This window comes from Streptomyces aurantiacus (assembly GCF_027107535.1).
Taxonomy (GTDB): domain Bacteria; phylum Actinomycetota; class Actinomycetes; order Streptomycetales; family Streptomycetaceae; genus Streptomyces.
This window is the reverse complement of the sequence record NZ_CP114283.1, coordinates 6,004,733-6,025,713: the sequence shown is the minus strand read 5'-3', so window position 1 is coordinate 6,025,713 and position 20,981 is coordinate 6,004,733. Positions and strand designations below refer to the sequence as shown.

9 protein-coding genes are annotated in these 20,981 nt (G+C 73.6%); 3 read left to right on the top strand and 6 right to left on the bottom strand.

Annotated elements, in window-relative coordinates; translation table 11 throughout:
• Positions 1 to 206 precede the first annotated feature (206 nt).
• The 3 genes from O1Q96_RS28985 (at position 207) to O1Q96_RS28975 (ending at position 15,392) form a co-directional block, all read left to right on the top strand.
• Positions 207 to 1,385, top strand: a complete 1,179-nt coding sequence (locus tag O1Q96_RS28985) for a serine hydrolase domain-containing protein (protein WP_269250960.1) — start codon at positions 207 to 209, stop codon at positions 1,383 to 1,385.
• A 269-nt stretch (positions 1,386 to 1,654) separates the two neighbouring features.
• Positions 1,655 to 2,071: an ATP-binding protein gene (locus O1Q96_RS28980; RefSeq protein WP_269250959.1), complete on the top strand. Its 417-nt coding sequence runs from the start codon at positions 1,655 to 1,657 to the stop codon at positions 2,069 to 2,071.
• 283 nt (positions 2,072 to 2,354) lie between these two features.
• Entirely contained in the window at positions 2,355 to 15,392 is a 13,038-nt protein-coding gene (locus tag O1Q96_RS28975; RefSeq protein WP_419586965.1) for an amino acid adenylation domain-containing protein, read from the top strand.
• Positions 15,393 to 15,515: 123 nt separating this feature from the next.
• Here O1Q96_RS28975 and O1Q96_RS28970 read toward each other — a convergent pair whose 3' ends face one another.
• The 6 genes from O1Q96_RS28970 to O1Q96_RS28945 form a co-directional block, all read right to left on the bottom strand.
• A complete protein-coding gene (locus O1Q96_RS28970; protein ID WP_269250958.1) occupies positions 15,516 to 16,700 on the bottom strand; it encodes a GDSL-type esterase/lipase family protein in 1,185 nt (394 codons plus the stop codon).
• 100 nt (positions 16,701 to 16,800) lie between these two features.
• Complete coding sequence (locus tag O1Q96_RS28965) at positions 16,801 to 17,370, bottom strand: TetR/AcrR family transcriptional regulator (RefSeq protein WP_269250957.1); 570 nt, start codon at positions 17,368 to 17,370, stop codon at positions 16,801 to 16,803.
• A 150-nt stretch (positions 17,371 to 17,520) separates the two neighbouring features.
• On the bottom strand, positions 17,521 to 18,456 hold the full coding sequence (hemC, locus tag O1Q96_RS28960; RefSeq protein ID WP_269250956.1) for a hydroxymethylbilane synthase: 936 nt from the start codon (positions 18,454 to 18,456) through the stop codon (positions 17,521 to 17,523).
• Positions 18,457 to 18,636: 180 nt separating this feature from the next.
• Positions 18,637 to 19,299 (bottom strand): spherulation-specific family 4 protein, encoded by a 663-nt coding sequence (locus O1Q96_RS28955; protein WP_269250955.1) that lies wholly within the window; start codon positions 19,297 to 19,299, stop codon positions 18,637 to 18,639.
• The gene (locus O1Q96_RS28950) at positions 19,296 to 20,228 is read right to left on the bottom strand and encodes an NAD-dependent epimerase/dehydratase family protein (protein ID WP_269250954.1); all 933 of its coding nucleotides are present in this window, start codon (positions 20,226 to 20,228) and stop codon (positions 19,296 to 19,298) included. The genes O1Q96_RS28955 and O1Q96_RS28950 overlap by 4 nt, the downstream gene beginning before the upstream one ends.
• Before the next feature lie 6 nt (positions 20,229 to 20,234).
• The gene (locus tag O1Q96_RS28945; RefSeq protein WP_269250953.1) at positions 20,235 to 20,948 is read right to left on the bottom strand and encodes a sugar phosphate nucleotidyltransferase; all 714 of its coding nucleotides are present in this window, start codon (positions 20,946 to 20,948) and stop codon (positions 20,235 to 20,237) included.
• Between the last annotated feature and the right edge of the window lie 33 nt (positions 20,949 to 20,981).

Here is a 20,981-nt window from a genome sequence, read left to right as displayed (position 1 = left end):
CACCTCGGCGTGCCCGGACACGGGACAGGGTTCAGGCCGCACCCCCCGGCGACCGTCAGGTGCAGTGACCGGCCCCCGAGCGAGACCCGGCCCCGGTGACTCGGTACCGGGCACCTTGATCGGCTGGATGGAGCAGGGCCGCGAGCGCCGGGTCCGCCACGCGCGGATGCTGGGGGTGTTCTGACCTCCTCCACCCGGGAACTTCCATGCCTCTTCGGTACAGCCCCCGCCTGCGCCTTCGACTGGCCACCCTGCTGGTCGCCGTCTCCATCGGGAGCGGGGTGCCGTATCCGGCCGCCGCCGGACCCGGTGACGCGAACACCGACCGCCTCGGCCGACTGCAGAGACAGCTCGACCAGCTGGTCGCCACGCCCGGCGGCCCGCCGGGCGTGGTGGTCCTCCTGCAGAACGGCGACCGACGTCACGTACTGCGAGCGGGCGTCGCCGACCTGACGACCGGTCGGCCCATCGGCCCCGGCGACCAGACCCGGATCGCCAGTACCGCCAAGGCCTTCAGCGGCGCGGTGGCCCTGCACCTGGTCCAGCGCCACGCACTGGGCCTCGACGACACCATCGGCAAGCGACTGCCCCAGCTGCCGCGTGCCTGGTCACGTGTCACGCTGCGGCAACTGCTCCAGCACACCAGCGGACTGCCGGACTACAGCCGCGATCCGCGATTCCAGCGCCTCATCGCAGCCGATCCCCGCCGTCACTTCGACTCACGACGACTGCTCGACTTCGTCCGCGGCGTGCCTCTCGCGTTCCGGCCCGGCACCCGGTACCACTACTCGAACTCGGACAACATCGCTGTCGCGCTCATGGCGGAGGCGGTGACGGGCCGCCCTTACGAGGCACTGCTCCGCGAGATCGTCCACCGGCCCCTGGGCCTGCGCCGCACGAGCCTCCCGCAGGGCTACGAGATGGCGGAGCCCTTCATGCACGGCTACGCCATGGATCCGGTGGAACCGCCGGTGGACGTCAGCGAGCTCATCGGCGCCTCGGGCGTGTGGGCCTCGGGCGGAATCCTCTCCACCCCGCGGGACATGAACCGGTTCGTCCGCGGCTACGCGAGCGGCGCGCTCACCTCCCGTGCCGTACTGCGGGAGCAGCGCCGATGGGTGGAGGGCGCCTCCGAACCGGCCGGCCCCGGCCGCAACTCGGCGGGCCTCGCGATCTTCCGCTACGACACACGGTGCGGGGTGGTGCTCGGACACACCGGGAACACCCCCGGCTACACCCAGCTGATGGCGGCGACACCGGACGGACGGCACTCCCTCACCTTCTCGCTGACCACCCAGGTGAACCGGACCACCACCCCGGACCTGCTGCGCAAGGTCCGCGCCGTCGAGGAGTCGGCCGTGTGCACGCTGCTCCGCCAGAAGTGACCGGCGCTCACCGCCGCTCCCGCACGACCGCCGGTGAAGCAGCCGGACCCCCGGCGAGGGCTCAGCGCCGCCGACGCCCCTCGCCGGGCTCCTCACTTCTGTGCCGACGCGCGCTCCCTGCCGTACCGGGCCCGTGAGTTCCACCGGCCACTGCCGGTGCTCGTGCACGCTCCGCGGCGCTGCCGCCGATCGGACGGGATGCCTGTGGACGCGACTGCCGGGTACCCGGTCCATGGACGGGAGTGACGAACACATGGAGGGAGCAGTCGGTGGCGATCAAGGCGATGGGCTGGGCACATTCGTTTCCCATGTCGGGCGGCGTGCGTGCGGGGCGGGAGTGGACACGCGCACAACTGGAGTCCCTGCCATGGACCGCCGACGAACCACAGACCGTCGACGACGTCGTCCTGGCCGTGTCCGAGTTGATCACCAACGCCCATGTCCACGCGCACAGCGACGCCCATCTGGTTCTCACCTGGGACGGTGACTGCCTGCATGTGAGCGTCCACGACGAGGACCCGGAGCTGCCGCGGCAGCGGGAACCCGGGGCGGGCGAGGTGTCCGGTCGCGGAATGGGGATCGTGCGGATGCTCGCCGACGACTGGGGGATGCGGTGCCAGCGGCACGGCAAGACCGTGACGGCCTGCTTCCGCCCGGCCGGAGCGGACGGGCACAGCGGCAGCTGAGCCCACGGCAGATCGGCCGGGGCCGACTGCCCCTGCTTGAGGCGTGGTTCACTCCACCCGACCTTCACCTGATGGAACGCGCGAGGGCCTTGCGGTCGTCCTCTCTGCCGTGCCGCCGGATCCGGGTGCCGTCACCGTGACGAGCCGGGCCGGGGGCAGACGCGCGCGGGCCGGTCGCGGCGTCCCGGCTAGCCCCTTCGCGGAGGGGCGATCTTGTTAGGGTGCGCGAGTGATCAGGTCAGGCGGGGGTCCGAACGGTGAAGAGGCGCTTCTCGATGTGCTGTTGAAGGCAGCGCAGGAGGCACCCGGTCAGACCATCGTCCATGTCCGCGGGGACGGCGGCGAGCACATCGTCACCTTCGCCGAACTCCGGGACGAGGCACTGCGGGTGGCGGGCGGCCTCATCGCCGCCGGCGTGGCCCCGGGCGCGCCGGTGCCACTGGTCGCCGACCTGGGCGAGGACTTCCAGCCGATGTTCTGGGGCGCGCTGGCGGCGGGCCTCACACCGGTGCCGCTCGCCCCCGACGCACGCCGCGTGGAGGCGGTGTGGGAACTCCTCGGCAGGCCACCCGTCGTGGTCGACGGGCGCACCGAGCCGCTGGTCACCGCCGTCCACGGCGAGATACGCACCTTGACACTCGACGCACTCCGGGAAGGCCGCGCACCTTCGCGGCTGCCCCGGCCCGCTCCGCAGGACATCGCGTTCCTGCAGTTCTCCTCGGGCAGCACCGGAACCCCCAAAGGCGTGGAACTCACCCACGCGGGCATCCTCGCCAATCTCCGTCAGATCCAGGTCGCCGCGGCGCTGACCGCGGACGACGTGCTCGCGGGCTGGATGCCGTACTTCCATGACATGGGCCTGATCGGCACCCATCTGGTGCCCATGGCCACGCGCCTGAAGCAGGTGCGACTGGAACCGCTGTCCTTCGCCAAACGCCCGGCCCTGTGGTTCGAAGCCGTGGCACGACACCGCGCGACCGTGCTCTCGGCCGCGAACTTCGCCCTTGCCCTTGTGGTGCGACGAGTGCCGCGGACCGCCCTGACCGGGCTCGACCTCGGCTGCGTACGGGTGATGCTCGTCGGCGCCGAGCCGATCGCCCCGAGGGTGTGGCGGGAGTTCGCCGGACTGACGGCGTCGGCGGGGCTGGACGCGCGGGCCCCACTGCCGGTGTACGGGCTGGCCGAGGCCACGCTCGCCGTGACCGTACCGCCGCTGGGGGAGATCGCGGCACCGCACGTACTGGACCGGGCCGCCCTCGGCCGCGGCCGGGCGGTCGCCACCGAACCCGGCCCACACGCGGTGGAGTTGATGGACCTGGGCCACCCCGTCGAAGGCTGCGAGGTACGCGTCACCGACGGCTCCGGCAGGACCCTCGCAGACCGGTGTGTCGGTCATGTCGAGGTGAGCGGGCCCCAGTTGGGGCGCGGATACCACCGGGCGCCCGAGGCGAGCGCGGCCGCGTTCGCCGACGGCCGGCTCCGTACGGGAGACCTCGGCTTCCTCGCCGACGGGCGGTTGTGCGTGACAGGCCGCCACAAGGACGTGGTCTTCGTCAACGGGCGCACGTTCCACGCGCCGGACCTGGAGGAGATCGTCGCCGCCACCCCGGGGCTGCCCGGAGGCACCGTCGCGGTCATCGGGTCCACCGACCCCAACAACGGTGGCGAAAGGGTCGTCGCGTTCGTGCAGTGGGCTCGACCGCCGATGGCGACCGCGGCCCCCGTGCTGCGGGCCGCGGCCTTCCGCGTACGGGAGATGCTCGGCCACGACGACGTGCGGGTGCTGCCCCTGCCGCCCGGGGCGTTTCCCCGCACGACCAGCGGCAAACTGCGCCGCGGCGTACTGCGCACCCGGTTCGAAGCCGGTGCCTACGCCGCTGTCGAGGCGCGCGTGGCCGGTGCCGTGCCGACGGCCCGTTCCGTCCCGGCCGCCGACGGCGGTACGCCGGACCGCCCGGCGCACGAGGCGCGTCCGGCACACGGGCCGACCACGACACCCCGCACCGCACGAGACGTTCAGCGGTCGGTCCTCGGTGTCTGGGCCCGCGTCCTGGACCGTTCCGAAGCCGAGATCGGCCCACACGAACGGTTCTTCGACCTCGGCGGTTCCTCGCTCAAGGCCATGACGGTGCTCGCCCGGCTGGAGGACACCTTCGCCGTCACCCTCGAACCTCGCGACCTGCGGGACCACGACACCGTGGCGGCGTTGACCGGACACATCCTCACCCTGCCCGCGGGCGGGGGAGCGGAGAACGAAGAGGGCCGCCGTTCCGACGGGCCGTGGGACGGCCTCGGCCCGGACGGTCGAAGTGCGGGGCCGGCGCGTCTCGCCGACGACGCTCCCGACGTCCCGCTCCGGGGCGAGGCCGGCGGACCCCCACCGCAAGCAGGTGCGGCCCCCGGGACGAACGGAACCACCGAAGCCCGAGCGGCCGTCGCCGTCCTCGCGACCGCCTGCCGCTTCCCCGGTGCCGAAACGCCCGAAGCGTTGTGGGAGCTCCTCGCCGCCGGAGGCGACACGGTCGGCCCCGCCCCCGAGGACCGACGGACGGGCGCCGCCGGGGAGCGCACCCGCCACGGCTCCTACCTGGCGGACCCGGGCGCCTTCGACGCCGAGTTCTTCGGCATGGACGACACGGAAGCACGCGCGACCGACCCCCAGGCGCGGATCTTCCTGGAGCTGGCCCACGAGGCCCTGGAACGCGCCGGATACGCGGGGCCCCGGCGGGCCGGCCGCAGAATCGGTGTGTTCGCCGCCACCGGCGAGAGCGGCTACCGCGAGATCCTCACCGAGTCCGCGGACGGCGACCTCGCACGCCACCCCGCCGCCCTCACCGGCAACCTGCCCAACCTGATCGCCGCCCGCGTCTCACAGATCCTGGACCTGAACGGCCCGGCGCTCGCCGTCGACACCGCGTGCTCGTCGGCACTGGTCGCCCTGCACCTGGCCAGGCGCAGCCTGCTGGCCGGCGAGTGCGACCTCGCCGTGGTCGGCGGCGTCAACCTCGGCCTGACCCCGACCGGGCACCGGCTGCTGGAGCAGACGGGCGCGCTGTCCCCGACCGGCGTGTGCCGGGCGTTCGGCGCCGACGCCGACGGGTTCGTGCCCGGAGAGGGCGGCGCGGCCCTCGTCCTCGCCCGCCTCGACGACGCCCGGCGCGCCGACGACCCGGTGCTCGCCCTCGTGCGTGGCACAGCGGTGAACAACGACGGCCGCTCCTTGAGCCTGATGGCCCCCAGCCCCCGTGGCCAGCGCGAGGTCATCGCCCGGGCCTACCGCGAGTGCGGTGTCGACGAATCCGCCGTGTCCTATGTCGAAGCGCACGGGACGGGCACTTCGATCGGCGACCCCGTCGAAGCCCAGTCACTCGGGCACGCCTTCCCTCCTCGTGCCGACGGGAGCCCGCGCCTGCTGGGCTCGGTCAAGGCGAACCTGGGACACCTGCTCAACGCGGCCGGCATGCCCGCCCTGATCAAGGTCGTTCTCGCGCTCGGGCACCGGCAACTGCCGCCCTCCCCGCACAGCACCCCGCCCGCTCCGTACCTCCAGCGGGTCGCCCCGGGATTCCGGCTCGTCACCGAGCACCAGGAATGGCACGGCCCGAAGGGCCCGCTCGTCGCCGGTGTGAACGCCTTCGGGTTCGGCGGCACCAACGCGCACGCGGTCCTGGAGGAGCCGCCCGGCGACGCCCGGCCCACGGCACCGGCCCCCGCGCCCGGCGCCCTGTCCGCGCGTACCGCCGGGTCGGAGCCGGCCGCCACGACGACGGAGGACGCCGACACGTCACCCGTGTCCACCGACGGTCCGCACCTGCTGACGCTTTCGGCATCCAACGAGGACGCGCTGATCCGCGCCGCCACCGAGTTGGCCGCACATGTGCGGGCCCGTCCCGACCTCGACGAGGGCGATGTCTGCGCCGCCGTCAACACCGCCCGCGACGACGGACGGCACCGCCTCGCCCTGGTCGTCGACGGTGACCTCGCGAACCGTCTCGAAGCCGCCCGTGAGCAGGGAGAGACGGTGGTACGGCGCCGGCCGCGCACGGTGTTCCTGCTGCCGGGACAGGGAGCACAGCGTCCCGGCCAGGGACGGGCCCTGTACCGGTCGGCGCCGGTCTTCCGCGAAGTCCTGGACGAGGCCTCCTCACTGACCGGGCCGGTTCGCGGACGCACCCTGGCCGCATGGTGCCTGGACGAGACCGCCGATCCCGCCGCACTGGCCAGGACGGAGGTCGCCCAGCCTCTGCTCGTGGCGTTCGGAGTGGGGCTGGCCAGGCAGTTGGCCGCATGGGGCGTACGGGCCGACGCGGTCGTGGGACACAGCGTCGGCGAGATCACCGCCGCGTGTGTCTCCGGCACGCTGACCCTGGCCGAGGCGGTCGGGTTCGCCGCCGAACGAGGGCGTCTCGTGGGCCGGCTCGCCGCGCCGGGGGCCATGGCGGCCGTCCGGTGCGCCGAGGACGCGGTGGCCGACCTGGTCACCGCGTCCGGCGGGACGCTGTGCGTGGCAGCCGTCAACGGCCCCGCTCAAGTGGTGCTGGCAGGTGAGCCGGACGCCGTCGGCCGGGCGGTGGCGGAACTGACGGCCCGCGGTGTGGCCGCGCGGCGGCTCCACGTCTCGCACGCCTTCCACTCACCGATGCTGGATCCGGTCCTGCGCCCACTGAGGGACGCCGCGAAGGCACTCACGGTCCACCCGGCGGACCTGCCCATGCTGAGCACGGTGACCGGACAGTGGGGGCCGGACCTGACGCCCGGGTACTGGGGCGAACACGCCGTACGGCCGGTGCGGTTCGGCGCCGCCGTGGCCCGGCTCCTCGACGAGGGGTTCGACACCTTCGTCGAACTCGGACCAGGTGAGACCCTGTGCGGCCCGGTCCGCGCGGTCGCTTCCGCACCTGACGAGGCCGCGTTCGCACACGGGGCGACGGCCGGTGACGTGGCGGTCCTGGCGGCCCTCGGCCCGTCGAGCCGGGAGGACGGCCGGGAGGCCGGGGCGCGGGCCCTGCTGGAGACCGTGGGGCGTCTGTGGACGCGAGGATCCTCCCTCGTCCGCGACCGCGAGGCGTGGGGTGGTGAGGCCCGGCGTCGGGTGTCCGTGCCCACGTACCCCTTCCGGCGCAGCCGCCATTGGCCGCGGCTGCCCGACACCGCAGCGGTGACGGGCCCCGGCCAGGCGCCTCCAGCGGCTTCCCCGCGCGTTCCGGACCTGGCATCCGGGCCGACCCCGCCGGCCGTGCGGGCTTCCGCGCCCGGGCCGGATCCTGCCGCCGGGCCGGCCTTCCCCGTCGGGGCGGAGCCTGCGGCCGGTGCCGCGCCCGGACACGTGGATGCGCCCGCGTCCCCGGTCAGTCCGGTGTCCGCGTCCCGGAACAGTCCGGTGTCCGCGTCCGTGGCCGTACCCGTGGACGCCCCCGGTGCGCCGACCGTGCCGCGGCGACTCGTCTGGCGTGACGCCCCGCTCATCGCCGAGCCGGGCCCCGCTGTCGTACGGCTGGCCGGCGCCGACACGGAACTCGCTCATGCGCTCGCCGCCAGGCTCGCCGTGCGCGGTGTGAGGGTGCTGACGCGGCACGACATTCCCCGCTCGGCCACTCCGCACGCCGTGGTGTGGCTCGCCGAGGACGGCGTGGACGGGGCGGACCCCCGGCTCGCGGGCGACTCCCGCTCCCCGGGCTCCACGACGCGCACGGCCATCTCCTCGCTGCGCGAGATCCTGCCGCTGCTCGGCCCGGACTGCGCGCGGCTGTTGGTCGTCACGGCGGACGTGCACGTCACAGGGACCGGCCCCGAGACCCCTCGTCCCGCGCAGGCGCTGCTGCACGGCTTCGCGCTGGCCCTGCCCGACGAACATCCGGGACTGTCCTGCCGCAGTGTCGACCTGTCCTCGCGGGACCTCCTGGACTCCCGGGTCGACGCGGTCGAAAGGGAGTTGTACGCCCGCATTCCTTCCGGCGAGGGCGGCGCCGTCGCGTGGCGGGCGGGGCGCCGACTGACGCGTACGCCAGTCGCCGTGAGCGACACCGGCACGGCGGCAACGACCTTGGCCCCGAACGGCACCCATCTCATCACCGGAGGGGCCGGCGGCCTCGGGTCCGCGCTCGCCCTCGACCTCGCCGAGCGCGGCACGCCTGAACTCGTCCTCGTCGGGCGTACCGCGATGCCGCCCCGGGACCTGCTCGCGGAACTGCGTGCCCGGGGCGCCCGGGCCCAGTACCACGCGGTCGACGTGTCCGACGAAACCGCGATCGACTCCCTGGTCGCAGGCCTGCCGACCTTGGACGGGGTCTTCCACACCGCGGGCACGGCCGTCCCGGGCAGCCTGCGGGGCAAGTCGGACGAGGAGGTCCGAGGAGTCCTCGCCGCGAAGGTGGACGGCACCGTGCTGCTCGCCGAGGCGCTGCGCCGGCACGGCCACGCACCCGCCGTGTGCGTCGTCTTCTCGTCGGTGTCGTCCGTGCTGCCCGGCCTGGCCGGAGCGCTCGGTGACTACGCGGCCGCCAACGCCTTCCTCGACGCCTTCGCGGCAGCGGAACGAGCCGCGGGCCGGCCGTGGCAGGCGATCGGTCTGGGCCCGGTCGCCGACACGGGTCTGGCGAGCGGCGCCCGGGCCCTCGCCCGGCTCCGGGCCCAGGGCCTCGCGCCGATGTCCGCCCGGGCCGCCCTGGCGGGTCTGCGCACGGCCGTCGGCGTCGACGCGGCCCATGTGACGGTGACGGGCCGCGCGGAGGCACCCCCGTCCGGTCCCGGTGACCCGGGGGAGGCTGCCGACCGCGACAGAGGCCACGGCCCCGCCGGACCAGCCGCCGCGACGGACAGCGGGAGTCCCGCACCGCCCGAAGGCTCCCAGGAGCACCAGGGCCGCCTGCCCGCAGGCACCTCCGGACCGGACTCGGCCCACATCGCGGATCTGGTTCGCCGACTGCTGGCCGAAGCGGTGCATCGCGCGCCGGAGGACATCGGGGACGACGACCAGTTCCTCACGCTCGGGTTGGACTCGCTCACCGCCGTCGACCTCGCGCGCCGTCTGGAGAGGGAGCTCGGGGGATCCCTTCCCGCCACCCTGCTCTTCGAGTACCGGACGATCGGCGAACTCGCCGGGCACCTCGCAGCGCCTTCGGTGACCGACACGTACGTGCCAACTGCCTTGCCTTCCAAGGTGCATGACAGCGACGCGGAGGACAGTGGCGACAGCGAGGAAGGCCAGGGCGGGGGCCGTGGCGCGGACGGGCGCACCAGTCCCCTCACGCCCGTCCAGCTGGCCTTCCACACCACCGAGACACTCCACGAAGGCATCACCGCCTTCGCCTACGTACGCCAGACCGTCAGCGGACCCCTCGACGACGAGCTGCTCGGCCTGGCACTCGCTCACCTCGCCGCCCGCCACCCCATGCTGCGTATGCGCCTCACCCGGGACGACGCGCGGCCCGGCCAGTACGTCGTACCCGTCGAGCCCGTCGACACCGGGCCTCGCTGGTACGAGGTGCGGGACCTGCGGCGCGCCACGACGTCGGCCCAGGACCAGCACCTGGGCCGGCTCTCGGACCGAGGCTCGAGTCAGGGTTCGGACCGGGACCTCGACCGTTTGGAACGGGACCTGTGCAACCGGCCGTTCGACCTGACCGTGGAGGACCCGGTCCGAGCAGTCCTCGTGCATGAGAAGCAGGATCTCGCCCACCTGCTGCTGGCCGTCCACCATTCGGCCGCGGACGGATACAGCCTCAAGGTGCTGGGCGAGGACCTCTGGACGCTCTACACCGCACTCACCCTGGGCACGGAGATACCAGAACTCCCTGCCGCACGCGCCGAGTTCACCGACTACGCGGCAGCCGTCACCGCCGAGCGGCGATCGGCGTCGTACGCACGGGACCGGGAATACTGGCGTGAACGACTGGCCGGGCATCTCGCCGCGACGACGGCCCCCGCGCTGCCGTACGACGGGGACCCCGAGGCGCCGCCCGCCCCGCCGTTCACCCATCACCGGATCGCTGTCGACGAGGCGCTCACGACCGCCCTTCGGGAGACCGCGGCCCGGCACGATGTCTCGCTGTTCCACCTGCTGCTGGCGGTGTACGGGCGTTGCCTGGCTCGATGGACCGGTCGGCGGTCCGTCGCCGTCAACGTGGCACGGGCGCGCCGTGAGATGCCGCTCGCAGGCATCGACCGTCTGGTCGGGCCGCTGGCCGACACCCTGCCGGTCTTCGCCACCGTCGACCTCGACGAACCCGTGACCGTACTGGCCCGGCGGCTGCGGCGGATCTGGCGCGAGGCCGAGGCCCACTCGACCCTGAGCAGCCCCGACTTCGCCCGGCTGCTGCCCGCAGGTGGCCCGGTGCCGCGTACGGCCGCGGAGGCGGGCTTCAGCTTCGCCCGCTTCCCCGTGCTGCACGGCTCCGACCGGCCGGTCACCGTGACACCGACCGCGGCGGCGACCGCCTCCGCCGCGACCCGGCTCGGACTCCTGTGCTGGGAGGCCGACGCGAGCCTGCGCCTGTCGTGGAACTACCCGGAGCGGCTGTTCCGTCCCGAGACCGTACGACAGCTCGCGGGCATGTTCGTCGACGAACTGCGGGCCGCCTCGGCGCAGTCCACGGCAACGCCTCGGACGACCGCTCCCGCGCACCCCGCGCACCCCGAGCACACTTCGTCCGCGGGGGCGGGGGCGGGGGCGGGGAACGGGATCGTGGACCGGCTGTGCGCACGCTTCCGGGCCACGCCCGAGGCCGTCGCGGTCGACACCGGCCGGACCACGCTCACGTACGCGGCCCTCGATCACGCCTCCGCCGCCCTCGCGGCCCGGCTGCGCGCACACGGCGTACAGGCCGGGGACCTGGTCGGACTGCTGACCGAGCCCGGCGCGGACACGGTCACGGGCGTGGTCGGCATCCTGCGTTCGGGGGCCGGTTGGGTGCCCATGGACGCCACGCACCCCGCCGCGCGACACCGCGACCAGCTGAGCCGTACCGGGGTGCGGGTCCTGGTCTTCGACGAGACGAACAGGACGGCCGCCGCCGAGCTGGGCGGAGGAGGGGCGGGAGCTGGACTCGAACTCGGACTCGGACTCGTGGAGACCGACCGCCCCATGTCGGCGGTGCGGCAACCGGCCCGGGAGCCCGGCCCCGACGACATCGCCTACGTGATCTTCACCTCGGGTTCCACCGGGCGCCCCAAGGCCGTACCGGTCACCCACCGGTCCATGGCCAACTACCTCGCATGGTCGGTGGACACCTTCGGCTACGGCCCGGAGGACCGGCTCGTGCAGACCGCCTCGGTCTGCTTCGACGCCTCCGTACGCCAGTTGCTCGCCCCGCTGCTCGTCGGTGCCACCGTGCACACCCTCACCCGGGACCTGCTGCGCGACCCCGAAGCGCTCCTGGACCGCCTCGTGGAGGACCGGATCACCGTGTGGAGCTCGGTGCCGACCCTGTGGGAGCGGCTGCTGACCGCTGCCGAGCACCGTGCCCGGCAGGACGGCCGTACCCCGGACCTGTCGGCCCTGCGCTGGGTCCACGTCGGAGGCGAGGCACTGCCTGCCGAACATGTGCGGCGCTGGTTCGACCTGCTCGAAGCCGTTCCCTCGGGTGCGGGTGCGGGTAGCGGTGGCGGCCCCGGCCGACGGATCTCCAACCTCTACGGACCCACCGAAGCGACCATCAACGCCACCTGCCACATCATCGACTCCCGCCCGGCGGACGACGTACGGCACCTGCCCATCGGCCTGCCCGTCGCGGGGACCGGCCTGACGGTCGTCGACGAGGACGGGAACCCGTGCGGGCCCGGCGAGGCCGGTGAACTACTGATCTCCGGGACCGGCCTGACCCCCGGCTACCTGGGCGACCCCGAGCTGACGGCGGCGGCCTTCACCGAGCGGGAGGGGCGCCGCTGGTACCGCAGTGGTGACCGGGTCCGCCGTGGGGTCGACGGCGTACTGGAGTTCCTCGGCCGGCTCGACGACCAGGTCAAGGTACGCGGCCACCGGGTGGAACTCGGAGAGGTCGAGGCCGCTCTGACGACCCACCCGGGCGTGGCGCGCGCTGCCGTGCTGCTGCGCGAGGGACGTCTCGTCGCGTACGCCGAGATCCGGGACGGGGCGGGCGAGGCCGACCCCCGAGAGGTGCGAGCCTTCCTCTCCCGTGTCCTGCCGCCCTACATGCTGCCCACCCGGATCCATCCCGTGGCGTCGCTGCCGCTGACCGGCAGCGGCAAGATCGACCGCAACCGGCTCGCGCGAGAGGACGAGCCCGCGTCGGGCGGACGCATGACCCGTGCGCGGACCTCTGCGGGTGACGGGCCCGATCACGCGGCCTCGCTCGCGACTCCCACGGAGCGCGTCGTGCAGCGCGTGTGGTCCCAACTCCTGGACGTGCCGGAGGTCTTCCCGGAGGACGACTTCTTCGCACTCGGCGGCGACTCCATCATGGTGCTGGAACTCTTCGCCCGGCTGCGCGCCGAACTCCCCGTCCTGCCAAGGCCGACCGCCGTCTACACCCACCGCACGGCGAGCGCACTGGCGGCGGCCATCGATGCCGCGGCCGCCTCCGCTGCGGACGCGGCGCGTTCTGCCGACGGATCCGACGGGACATGTCCCGAAGTGGCCCCTCGCAGGGGGCGATTCGACGCCGACGCCGACGCCGACGCTGATGCTGATGCTGGTGACATGCAGTCCGGTTCGGCCGAAGTGGAGCCGGGACCAGGGCCGGTTGCTGGGCCGCCGGGCCCCTTCCCTCTCACCCCGTCCCAGCGGGGATTCCTCCTCGCCGAAGCACTCGCACCCGGGGCGGGGTCCGGCTGGCTGGCCCGCTTCCGGCTCAGCGGACCCGTGCGCGGGGAGGTCTTCCAGCAGGCTGTCGACGTCCTGCTGGCCCGTCACCCCATGCTCCGCACCGTCTTCCCCGCCGGTGCCCGTCCGCCCGTGCAGCAGGAGTTGCCGGACTCCCTGCGCCTGCCCGTCGAGACGGAGACGCTGGTCGACCCCGACCTGCTCGGACAACGGGTCGCCGAGGAGGCGAGGCGCAGGTTCGAGCCCTGGGCCTGGCCGCTGTTGCGCCTGCGGCTGTTCACCGTCGGCACCGACGAACACGTGCTGCTCGTGCACGCCCACCACCTCATCGGCGACGGATACAGCGCGGCCCTGTTCGCGCGGGAACTGCTCACCGCGTACGAGCGCCTCGGCCGTGGTCTGCCCGACGGTCTGCCTCCCCTGCATGCGACCTTCCAGGACCACGTGGCGCTCCGCGCCGGGCGGCCTCCCGCCGCCGACCCGTACACGGAGCGGTACCGAACCCATCACCAAGTCCCTTACACGGCACCCGTGTTGCGCTCGTCCGGGGTCGACCGTGTCGGAGCGCCGACCGGGTTCCGCACCACGAGCCTCACCCTCGGCGCCGGGCAGACCCGGGCACTGCGCCGACTCGCGTCGGAATCCGGTTGCACGCTGTACGCGCCGCTGCTCACCGCGTACTACCGGGCGCTGACGGAACTCACCGGCCGCCGCGACCTCGTGCTCGGGCTCGCCGTCACAGGGCGGGAGGACAGCACGCGAGACGCGCACCGGGTGTTCGGCCCGTTCGCGGAGGCGGTGGAGTTGCGCCCGGCCCTGCCGGACGAGTCGCGCACGCCCGCCTTCGGCGAGGACCTGCGACGGATCGCCGACGAGACGGTCGCGGCCCGGACCGCCGGGCCCATGGACCTGCGCTCGGCCCAGGGACTGCCTCGTACCGGCCAGTTCTTCTTCACCTTCCTCGACTTCACCTCCCTGGGAGCGCCTCCCGGCGGCACCCTCGCCCTGCGCACGGACGACGCCGACACCGCGCTCGCCCCGCCGCCGGTGGGCACCGACGTGTTCCTCTCGGTGCGTCCGGCCGCGGACGGTGAAGGACTGCGGGTCACCGCCCGGGCCTCGGCGGCCGCTCTCGCGGACGACGAACTCACGCGATTCGCGGCGGAGATGAGCCGACATCTGGCGGACGCTGTGCGGACCGCACCACCCGGGACCGCACCTGCCGGGACCGCACCTGCCGGGACCGCACCTGCCGGGACCGCGCCGCCCGCGACCGCGCACATCTCGTCGCCGGAGTCGGCACACGGCACACCGCGGCACACAGGCGGCCGGACCAGGCGTCCGGAGCCGGGTCGCGGAAGCTCGGCCCGGAGCGCCTCCGGCACCGGTCTCGACGCCGCTCTCGTGGGGTACCTGCCGGCACCTCACCAGCTCGCCGCCCTCGCCGGCCTGCCCAGCCACGAGACACCGGAGCGGGAGGAGATACGCGCCCTGCTCTTTCCCGACGGCCGGGCCGCACTTCTGGAGGAGACGGACACTCCTCTCGGCAGGTCCGGGTTCGTCTCGCTCCCGCTGTTCGCCGACGAACTCGCCGCCGCCGGTGACCTGTCCGTCAGGACCGCACGCGCCGTCGAGCACGCCGCGTCGCTCGGGGCGCGATGCGTCTCGCTCGCCGGAATGATCCCCTCCCTGACCGGCTACGGCTACGACGTCCTGCGGGAGAACCCCGCCACACCGACGGCGATCACCACCGGACACGCGGCGACCACCGTCGCCGTCGTCAAGACCGTCCAGGCCGCCCTCGCCGCGACCGGCCGCGACCTGGCCGAACGCACCCTGGCGGTCATCGGCTGCGGATCCATCGGCACGTCGTCGCTGCGGCTGCTTCTGGCCCGCAGTCCCCGCCCGCCGGCCCGGTTGCTCCTGTGCGATCTGCCCGGCAGCGGCCCACGCCTGCGCGCTCTCGCCGGTGACCTGTCCGCCGACAGCCCCAGGACGCGGACGGAGGTTCTCGAGTCCGGCCGGGACCTGCCCGCCGAGGTGTACGAGGCCGACCTGATCGTCACCGCGGTCAGCGGTGCCACCGCTCTCCTGGACATCGACCGGCTGCGGCCCGGCACGATCGTCGTCGACGACTCGTTCCCGCACTGCTTCGACACCTCGCGGGCACTCGACCGTATGAGGGAGCAGCGGGACGTCCTCGTCGTCGGTGGAGGGCTGCTCGCCCTCGACCACACCGAGACGCGGCTGCCTGCCGGGCTTCCGGCCGCCGCACTCGCCGGTCACGCCGTCCGCTCCCGGCTGCCCGGCACTCTCGCCTCGTGTCGTCTGGAGTCGCTGCTCCACGCCCACCTCACCGACCCGGGCCGTCCGTCACCGCTTCGCGTCGAACTGCCCCTGATCCACGGCCTGGTCGACCTGCCGCGGGCCTTCGCCCACTGGGACGCCGCCGACGCCACCGGAGTCCGGCCCGCCCCGCTGCACCTCCTCGACCACGTCGTCACCGCGGCTGCCCTCGACGCCCTGCCCCCGCCACGGTGACAGGGCGAAGGACCCTGCGGCGCAGGCCCGGCGGGGAACGCCCGCAGGATGCGCAGGACCGGCCGCCGGGAGGAACGCTTCGGGCGGCCGCCGGGCGGTCCGGCAGGGCCCGGGGCCCTCGTGTCAGAGGCTCCGGGGAGCGAAGGCGCCGCCGGTGGCGAAGACCTGCTCGGCGAAGTGCTCGCCGATGAGGCGGTGGGTGGCCGCGTCCGGGTGGAGCTGGTCGGGCAGCGGCAGTTCGGCGGAGTCGGCCTCGCCGTAGAGCCGGAGGCCGTCGAGGTGGTGCAGGTTCGGGTCCTGCTCCGCTCGCTGGGCCACGATCCGGGCCAGCTCGTCCCGGATGACGCGCAGCGTCAGCTTGCCGCTCGCCTTCTCCGCGGGATCGCCCATGGCCACGAACCGCAGTTGCCCCTCGGCCAGGTGGGTGAGGTCCGGGGCGCTGGGGCCCGGCGTGTCCTCGTGCATGGGACACAGGATCGGCGAGACGACCAGCAGCGGGGTGTCGGGGTGGCCTTCGCGGATGGTGTCGAGGAAGCCGTGGACGGCCGGAGTGAAGGCGCGCAGGCGCATCACGTCGAGGTTGACCAGGTTGATGCCGATCTTGATGCTGATCAGGTCGGCGGGGGTGTCCCGCAGGGTGCGGGCGGTGAACGGATCGAGCAGGGCGCTGCCGCCCAGGCCCAGGTTGATCAGCTCCACGCCTGCGAGCAGGGCGGCGACGGCGGGCCAGATGGCGGTGGGGCCGGCGGCGTCGGAGCCGTGGCTGATCGAACTGCCGTGGTGCAGCCACACCCTGCGGTCCGAGTCCGGGGCCGGCTCGACGGGAACGTCGGTGCGCAGGGCGACGAGCTCGGTGGTCTCGTTGTGCGGCAGCCAGATCTCGACGTCCTTGCCGCGGTCGGGCAGACCGGTGAAGCGGAGCGTGCCGATGGGCCCGCTGCGGCGTTCGGTGCTTCCGGTGGTCATGTCGATGGTCAGAGTGTTGCCGGCCCGCACACTGCCCTGTCCGGCGGGCCGGCCGTCGACGAGCAGGTCGTACAGCCCGTCGGGGCGGGACGGAGCGCCCACGTAGACCCGCTTGGTGGGCAGGGTGTCCAGTTCGATGACGGTGGCCCGGGTGCGGAAGGCCAGTCGTACGCCCGACGGCTGGGACTCGGTCATGGCCAGCTGTCCGTCGGTGTTCTGGGCGCGGGCCCAGGCGGGCAGCCGGTGCGGCAGTACGCCGTGCTCGGTGTGCTCCACGTCGAGGGCGCCGCGCAGGAGGGCGGCGGTTATGGGCGTGGTGATCCAGTTGTCCTTGGTGTGCATGGCCTCGACCTGTCGAGTCAGTGTGTCCGGGTGGTTCGACGACGCGGGAGTGTGCCCCGATGGGTGCGCCGGAGCGGGGTCCGGCCGGTGAGCGGCCCGGTCAGGGGGCGGGCCAGTTCCGCAGGAGGGCGTCGAGTGCGTCCATGATGCGGGACCAGGTCTCCTGCGAGTCGGGGGCGCTGTGGCTGAACCCGCCGCCGAGTTCCAGGCTGACGTAGCCGTGGAAGACGCTGCCCAGCAGGCGGACCGCGTGTGTCTGGTCCGGTTCCGTGAGGTCGTAGCCACGCAGGATGGCCCGTGTCATCTGGGCGTGCCTGCTCCCGGCGCTGGCGGCCGCCGCCTCGGGGGTGAGCCTGAGCTGGGCGGCGGCGTAGCGGCCGGGATGTTCGACGGCGTAGTCGCGGTAGACGTTCGCCAGGGCGGTGAGGGCGTCCTTGCCGGCCCGTCCGGCCAGTGCGGCCGCGCCCCGGTCGGCGAGCTCCTCCAAGGCGAGCAGCGCGATCCGCGTCCTGAGGTCCTGGGAGTTCTTCAGGTGCGAGTACAGACTCGCGACCTTGACGTCGAACTGCCTGGCCAGCGCCGACACGGTGACCTGGTCGAAGCCGACCTCGTCGGCCAGCTCCGCGCCGGCCCGCACCAGGCGCTCCGTCGTCAGTCCCACACGGACCATGAGGTTCCTCCCGTTCGCCAGACCTGATTATGCATTTGCCTAAATCTTTTAGGCAAATGGATATGTCTTGGAGGCGAGTGGGTGGAGGGCGGGCCGTCGCCCCGGTCGGGATAGCCGGCCGGCCATCCGGTGGTTCCGTGTGCCGGTCCGTCAGTGGGCGATGGCGTCGATCAGGTCGCGGGCCCCCTGGCGCAGCAGAGCGACGGCCACGGAGGTGCCGAGGGTGGCGGCATCGAGGCGGCCGGCCCATTCGTGGGCGTTCAGCCGGGTCTTGCCGTCCGGGGTGAACACGCAGGCGTGCAGGGACAGTTCACCGCCCGGGCCGGCCGTGGCGTAGCCGGCGATCGGCGAGTTGCAGTGGCCTTGGAGGACGTGGAGGAACATGCGTTCCGCGGTGGCCTCGCGGTGGGTGTCCGGGTCGCCGAGCGCACTGACGACCTCGATGACCGCCGTGTCGCCCTCGCGGCACTGGAGGGCGAGGATGCCCGCGCCGATCGGCGGCATCATCGTCTCGGGGGAGAGGATCTCGGTGATCACGTCGGTGCGTTCGATGCGCTCCAGGCCCGAGACCGCGAGCAGCAGCGCGTCCGCCTCGCCGGCTGCCAGCTTCTCCAGCCGCCGGTTCGCGTTGCCGCGGAACGGCACGCACTTCAGGTGCGGCCGGGAGGCGGCCAGCTGCGCGACGCGGCGAACCGAGGACGTGCCGATGCGGGTGCCGGGCGGCAGCTCGTCGAGGGAGAGACCTCCGGGGTGGATGAGCGCGTCGCGGATGTCGTCCCGCTTGAGGAACGCGGAGAACACGGTGCCCGCCGGGAGCGGCCGGTCGGCGGGCACGTCCTTGACGCAGTGCACCGCCAGGTCGGCCTCGCCGGCCAGGAGCGCGGCGTCGACCTCCTTGGTGAACGCCCCCTTGCCCTCGACCTGGGCGAGGTCGCCCATCCACTTGTCGCCGGTCGTCTTCACCGGCACGACCTCGGTGCGCATCTCGGGGCGGAGCGCCGCCAGTTCGGCCCGGACGCGAGCCACCTGGGCCAGGGCCATGGGCGAGTCGCGGGAGACGATACGGATCAGTTCAGGAGCGGGCATGCCGTCCAAGATAGACCGTGGACCTCACGCGCACCGGCAGTCGACGCGCACACCCATCTGGCGTGCCGCGCAGGGTGGTTGAGCCGGTCGGACGGGTGTACGAGACGGTCGGCGTCCGCTGCCGTCGCTGGACGGATCCAGCAGGCGTGCCCCCGGCGGCTGTCGGGCGGCGGACCACCCTCACGGGAGCGCGTCGCCCAGTGCCGGTGTCAACCGCGCCCAGGGGTTGGGCAGTTCACCCGTCACCGGGCCGGACACCGCCGCGCCGCGGTCGCGGGCGGTGCGGACGGCGAGCGGGACGAGGGCCTCGGGCACACCGTAGACGAGGTGACACAACCGCTCGGGCGCGATCCGCCCGGTCCATGACGGCCTGCTGAACGCCGACACGTACGTCGACCAGTGGCCCTCGAACGTGACGAGCAGGTCCGCGAGTCCGGCGTAACCCGGCGCGGGATGGACGCCCGCGTTGAGCACGACGGGAGCCGTGCCGAGCCGGCGGACGGACCGCACCAGCCGTCGGCAGGCGGGCAGCGCGGCCGCTGTCGCGGGGGCCCGGTCGAGGAAGCAGCCGTCGGTCGCGTACCACTCCCGGTGCCGGGCGACCTCGGCCACCACCTCGTCCGGATCCCGCGTCCCGTAGTCGGTGTCGACATAGCCGAGCAGTCGGGCGCCGGCGGCCCGCAGGGCGTCGGCCGCGGCGGTGAACGCCGGATCGGGCGCCGGGCCCGGACCACTGGCGGGGTTCACCACCACCCCGTAGGTACGGCCGGCCGAGGTGATCAGGCGGTGCCAGGCGCCCGGGTCCTCGCCCGGGTGGACGTACAGAGGGATCAGCAGGCTCACCGCGACCGGTCGCCTTCGAGCTGCCGGGCGGAGGGGCCGGGCGGGGTCGTCGCCTCCCAGAGAGCGGTGAGCGAGTCGTCGAGCGTGTGCGACGGCCGCCAGCCGAGTGCGTCACCGGCGGCCGTGATGGCGGAGCACTGCCACGACACCTCTCCCGAACGGGCGGAACCCCCGTCGCCCTCCTCGATCCGCCCGCGGAATCCGGCGGCACGGGCCAGCGACCGTACGAGCACCCGCACGGGCACGGCCTGCCCGCCGCCGATGTTGAGCACGCCCGGCAGGGGGCCCGGTGCCATGACCGCGAGTGCCGCCGCCCGTGCCACGTCCCGTACGTCCACGAAATCGCGGTACGCCGACAGGTCGCCCAGCCGGATCACCGCGTCCGGGGCACGGCCGGCCTCGCGCAGCAGCCCCGCGACGCGCCCCGGCAGCCCGGTGGACGGGGCCCCGGGGCCCACCGGGTTGCCCACGCGCAGCACCACCGCGTCGAGGCCGGAGGAGCTCACCGTGACCGTGCCGGCGAGCTTGGTCGCGCCGTAGGGGGTGAGCGGGCGGGTGGGAGCCGATTCCGTCACCGGGACGTCCGGGGTGCCGGGGCCGTACTCGGCGGCCGAGCCCAGGTGGACGAGCCGTGCCGCGGGGGCCGCCTCGCGCAGGGCCGAGCAGAGGAGGGCGGGGCCGCGGGAGTTGACCTCCGCGAGGGTCACGGCGTCACCGCCGGTGGCGCCCGCGCAGTTGACCACCGCGTCGGGCGCCGCCGACGTCAGGGTCCTCGCCAGCCGGTCCGTGCGGTCGGTGGCGAGGTCGATGCCGAACGTGGCGGCCGGTGAGCGGCCGCCGTCGAGCACCTGCACGCCCTCCAGGGCGTGCAGGTGCTCGACGACATGGCTGCCCAGGTAGCCGGTGGAGCCCAGGACCAGAATGCGCATGCCGGGTCAGGCTCCCTTGAGCAGCATCGACTTGCGGGTGGTGAACTCGGCGTTGGCGCGGTCGTAGTCGTCGGGCCGGCCGATGTCGAGCCAGTATCCGTCGAAGTCGTAGGCCTGCGGCGGGTTGTGGTCCCGCAGGAGGTCCAGCACGAGTTCGTCGAAGCCCAGCGGCAGGCCCGGCGTGTATCCGTCGAGGGTGTCCCGCGACAGCGCGTAGACCCCCATGGAGACGCGGTAGTCGATGCTCGGCTTCTCGGTGAAGGCGACGACCTTGCTCGCGTCGGTGGTGAGCACCCCGAAGTCGATGTGCACCTTGCGCGCGTACGTCGCGATCGTCAACGGGGCGTCCGAACCGCGGTGCCGGCGAAGGACGTCACCGAAGTCGAGGTCGGTGAGCACGTCACCGTTCATCACGAGGAACGACTCCGGCAGACGCTCCCGCATGGTGAGCAGGGGCCCCATCGTCCCGAGCGGACTCTCCTCCGTGGCGTAGTCGACGGCCATGCCCCACTGGGAGCCGTCGCCGACATAGGCGCGGATGATCTCGCCGAGGTGGCCGATGGCGATGGTGCAGCTGGTGAAACCGGCCGCGCCGAGCTGGCGCAGCACAATCTCCAGGATGGCGTGCTGGTCGCCGATGGGCACGAGCGGCTTGGGCAGCGCGGTCGTGTAGGGCCGCAGCCGGACACCCTTGCCTCCCGCCAGGATCACTGCGTGCATGGGACTCCTCCTTCGTGGGGACGTGCCGATGGG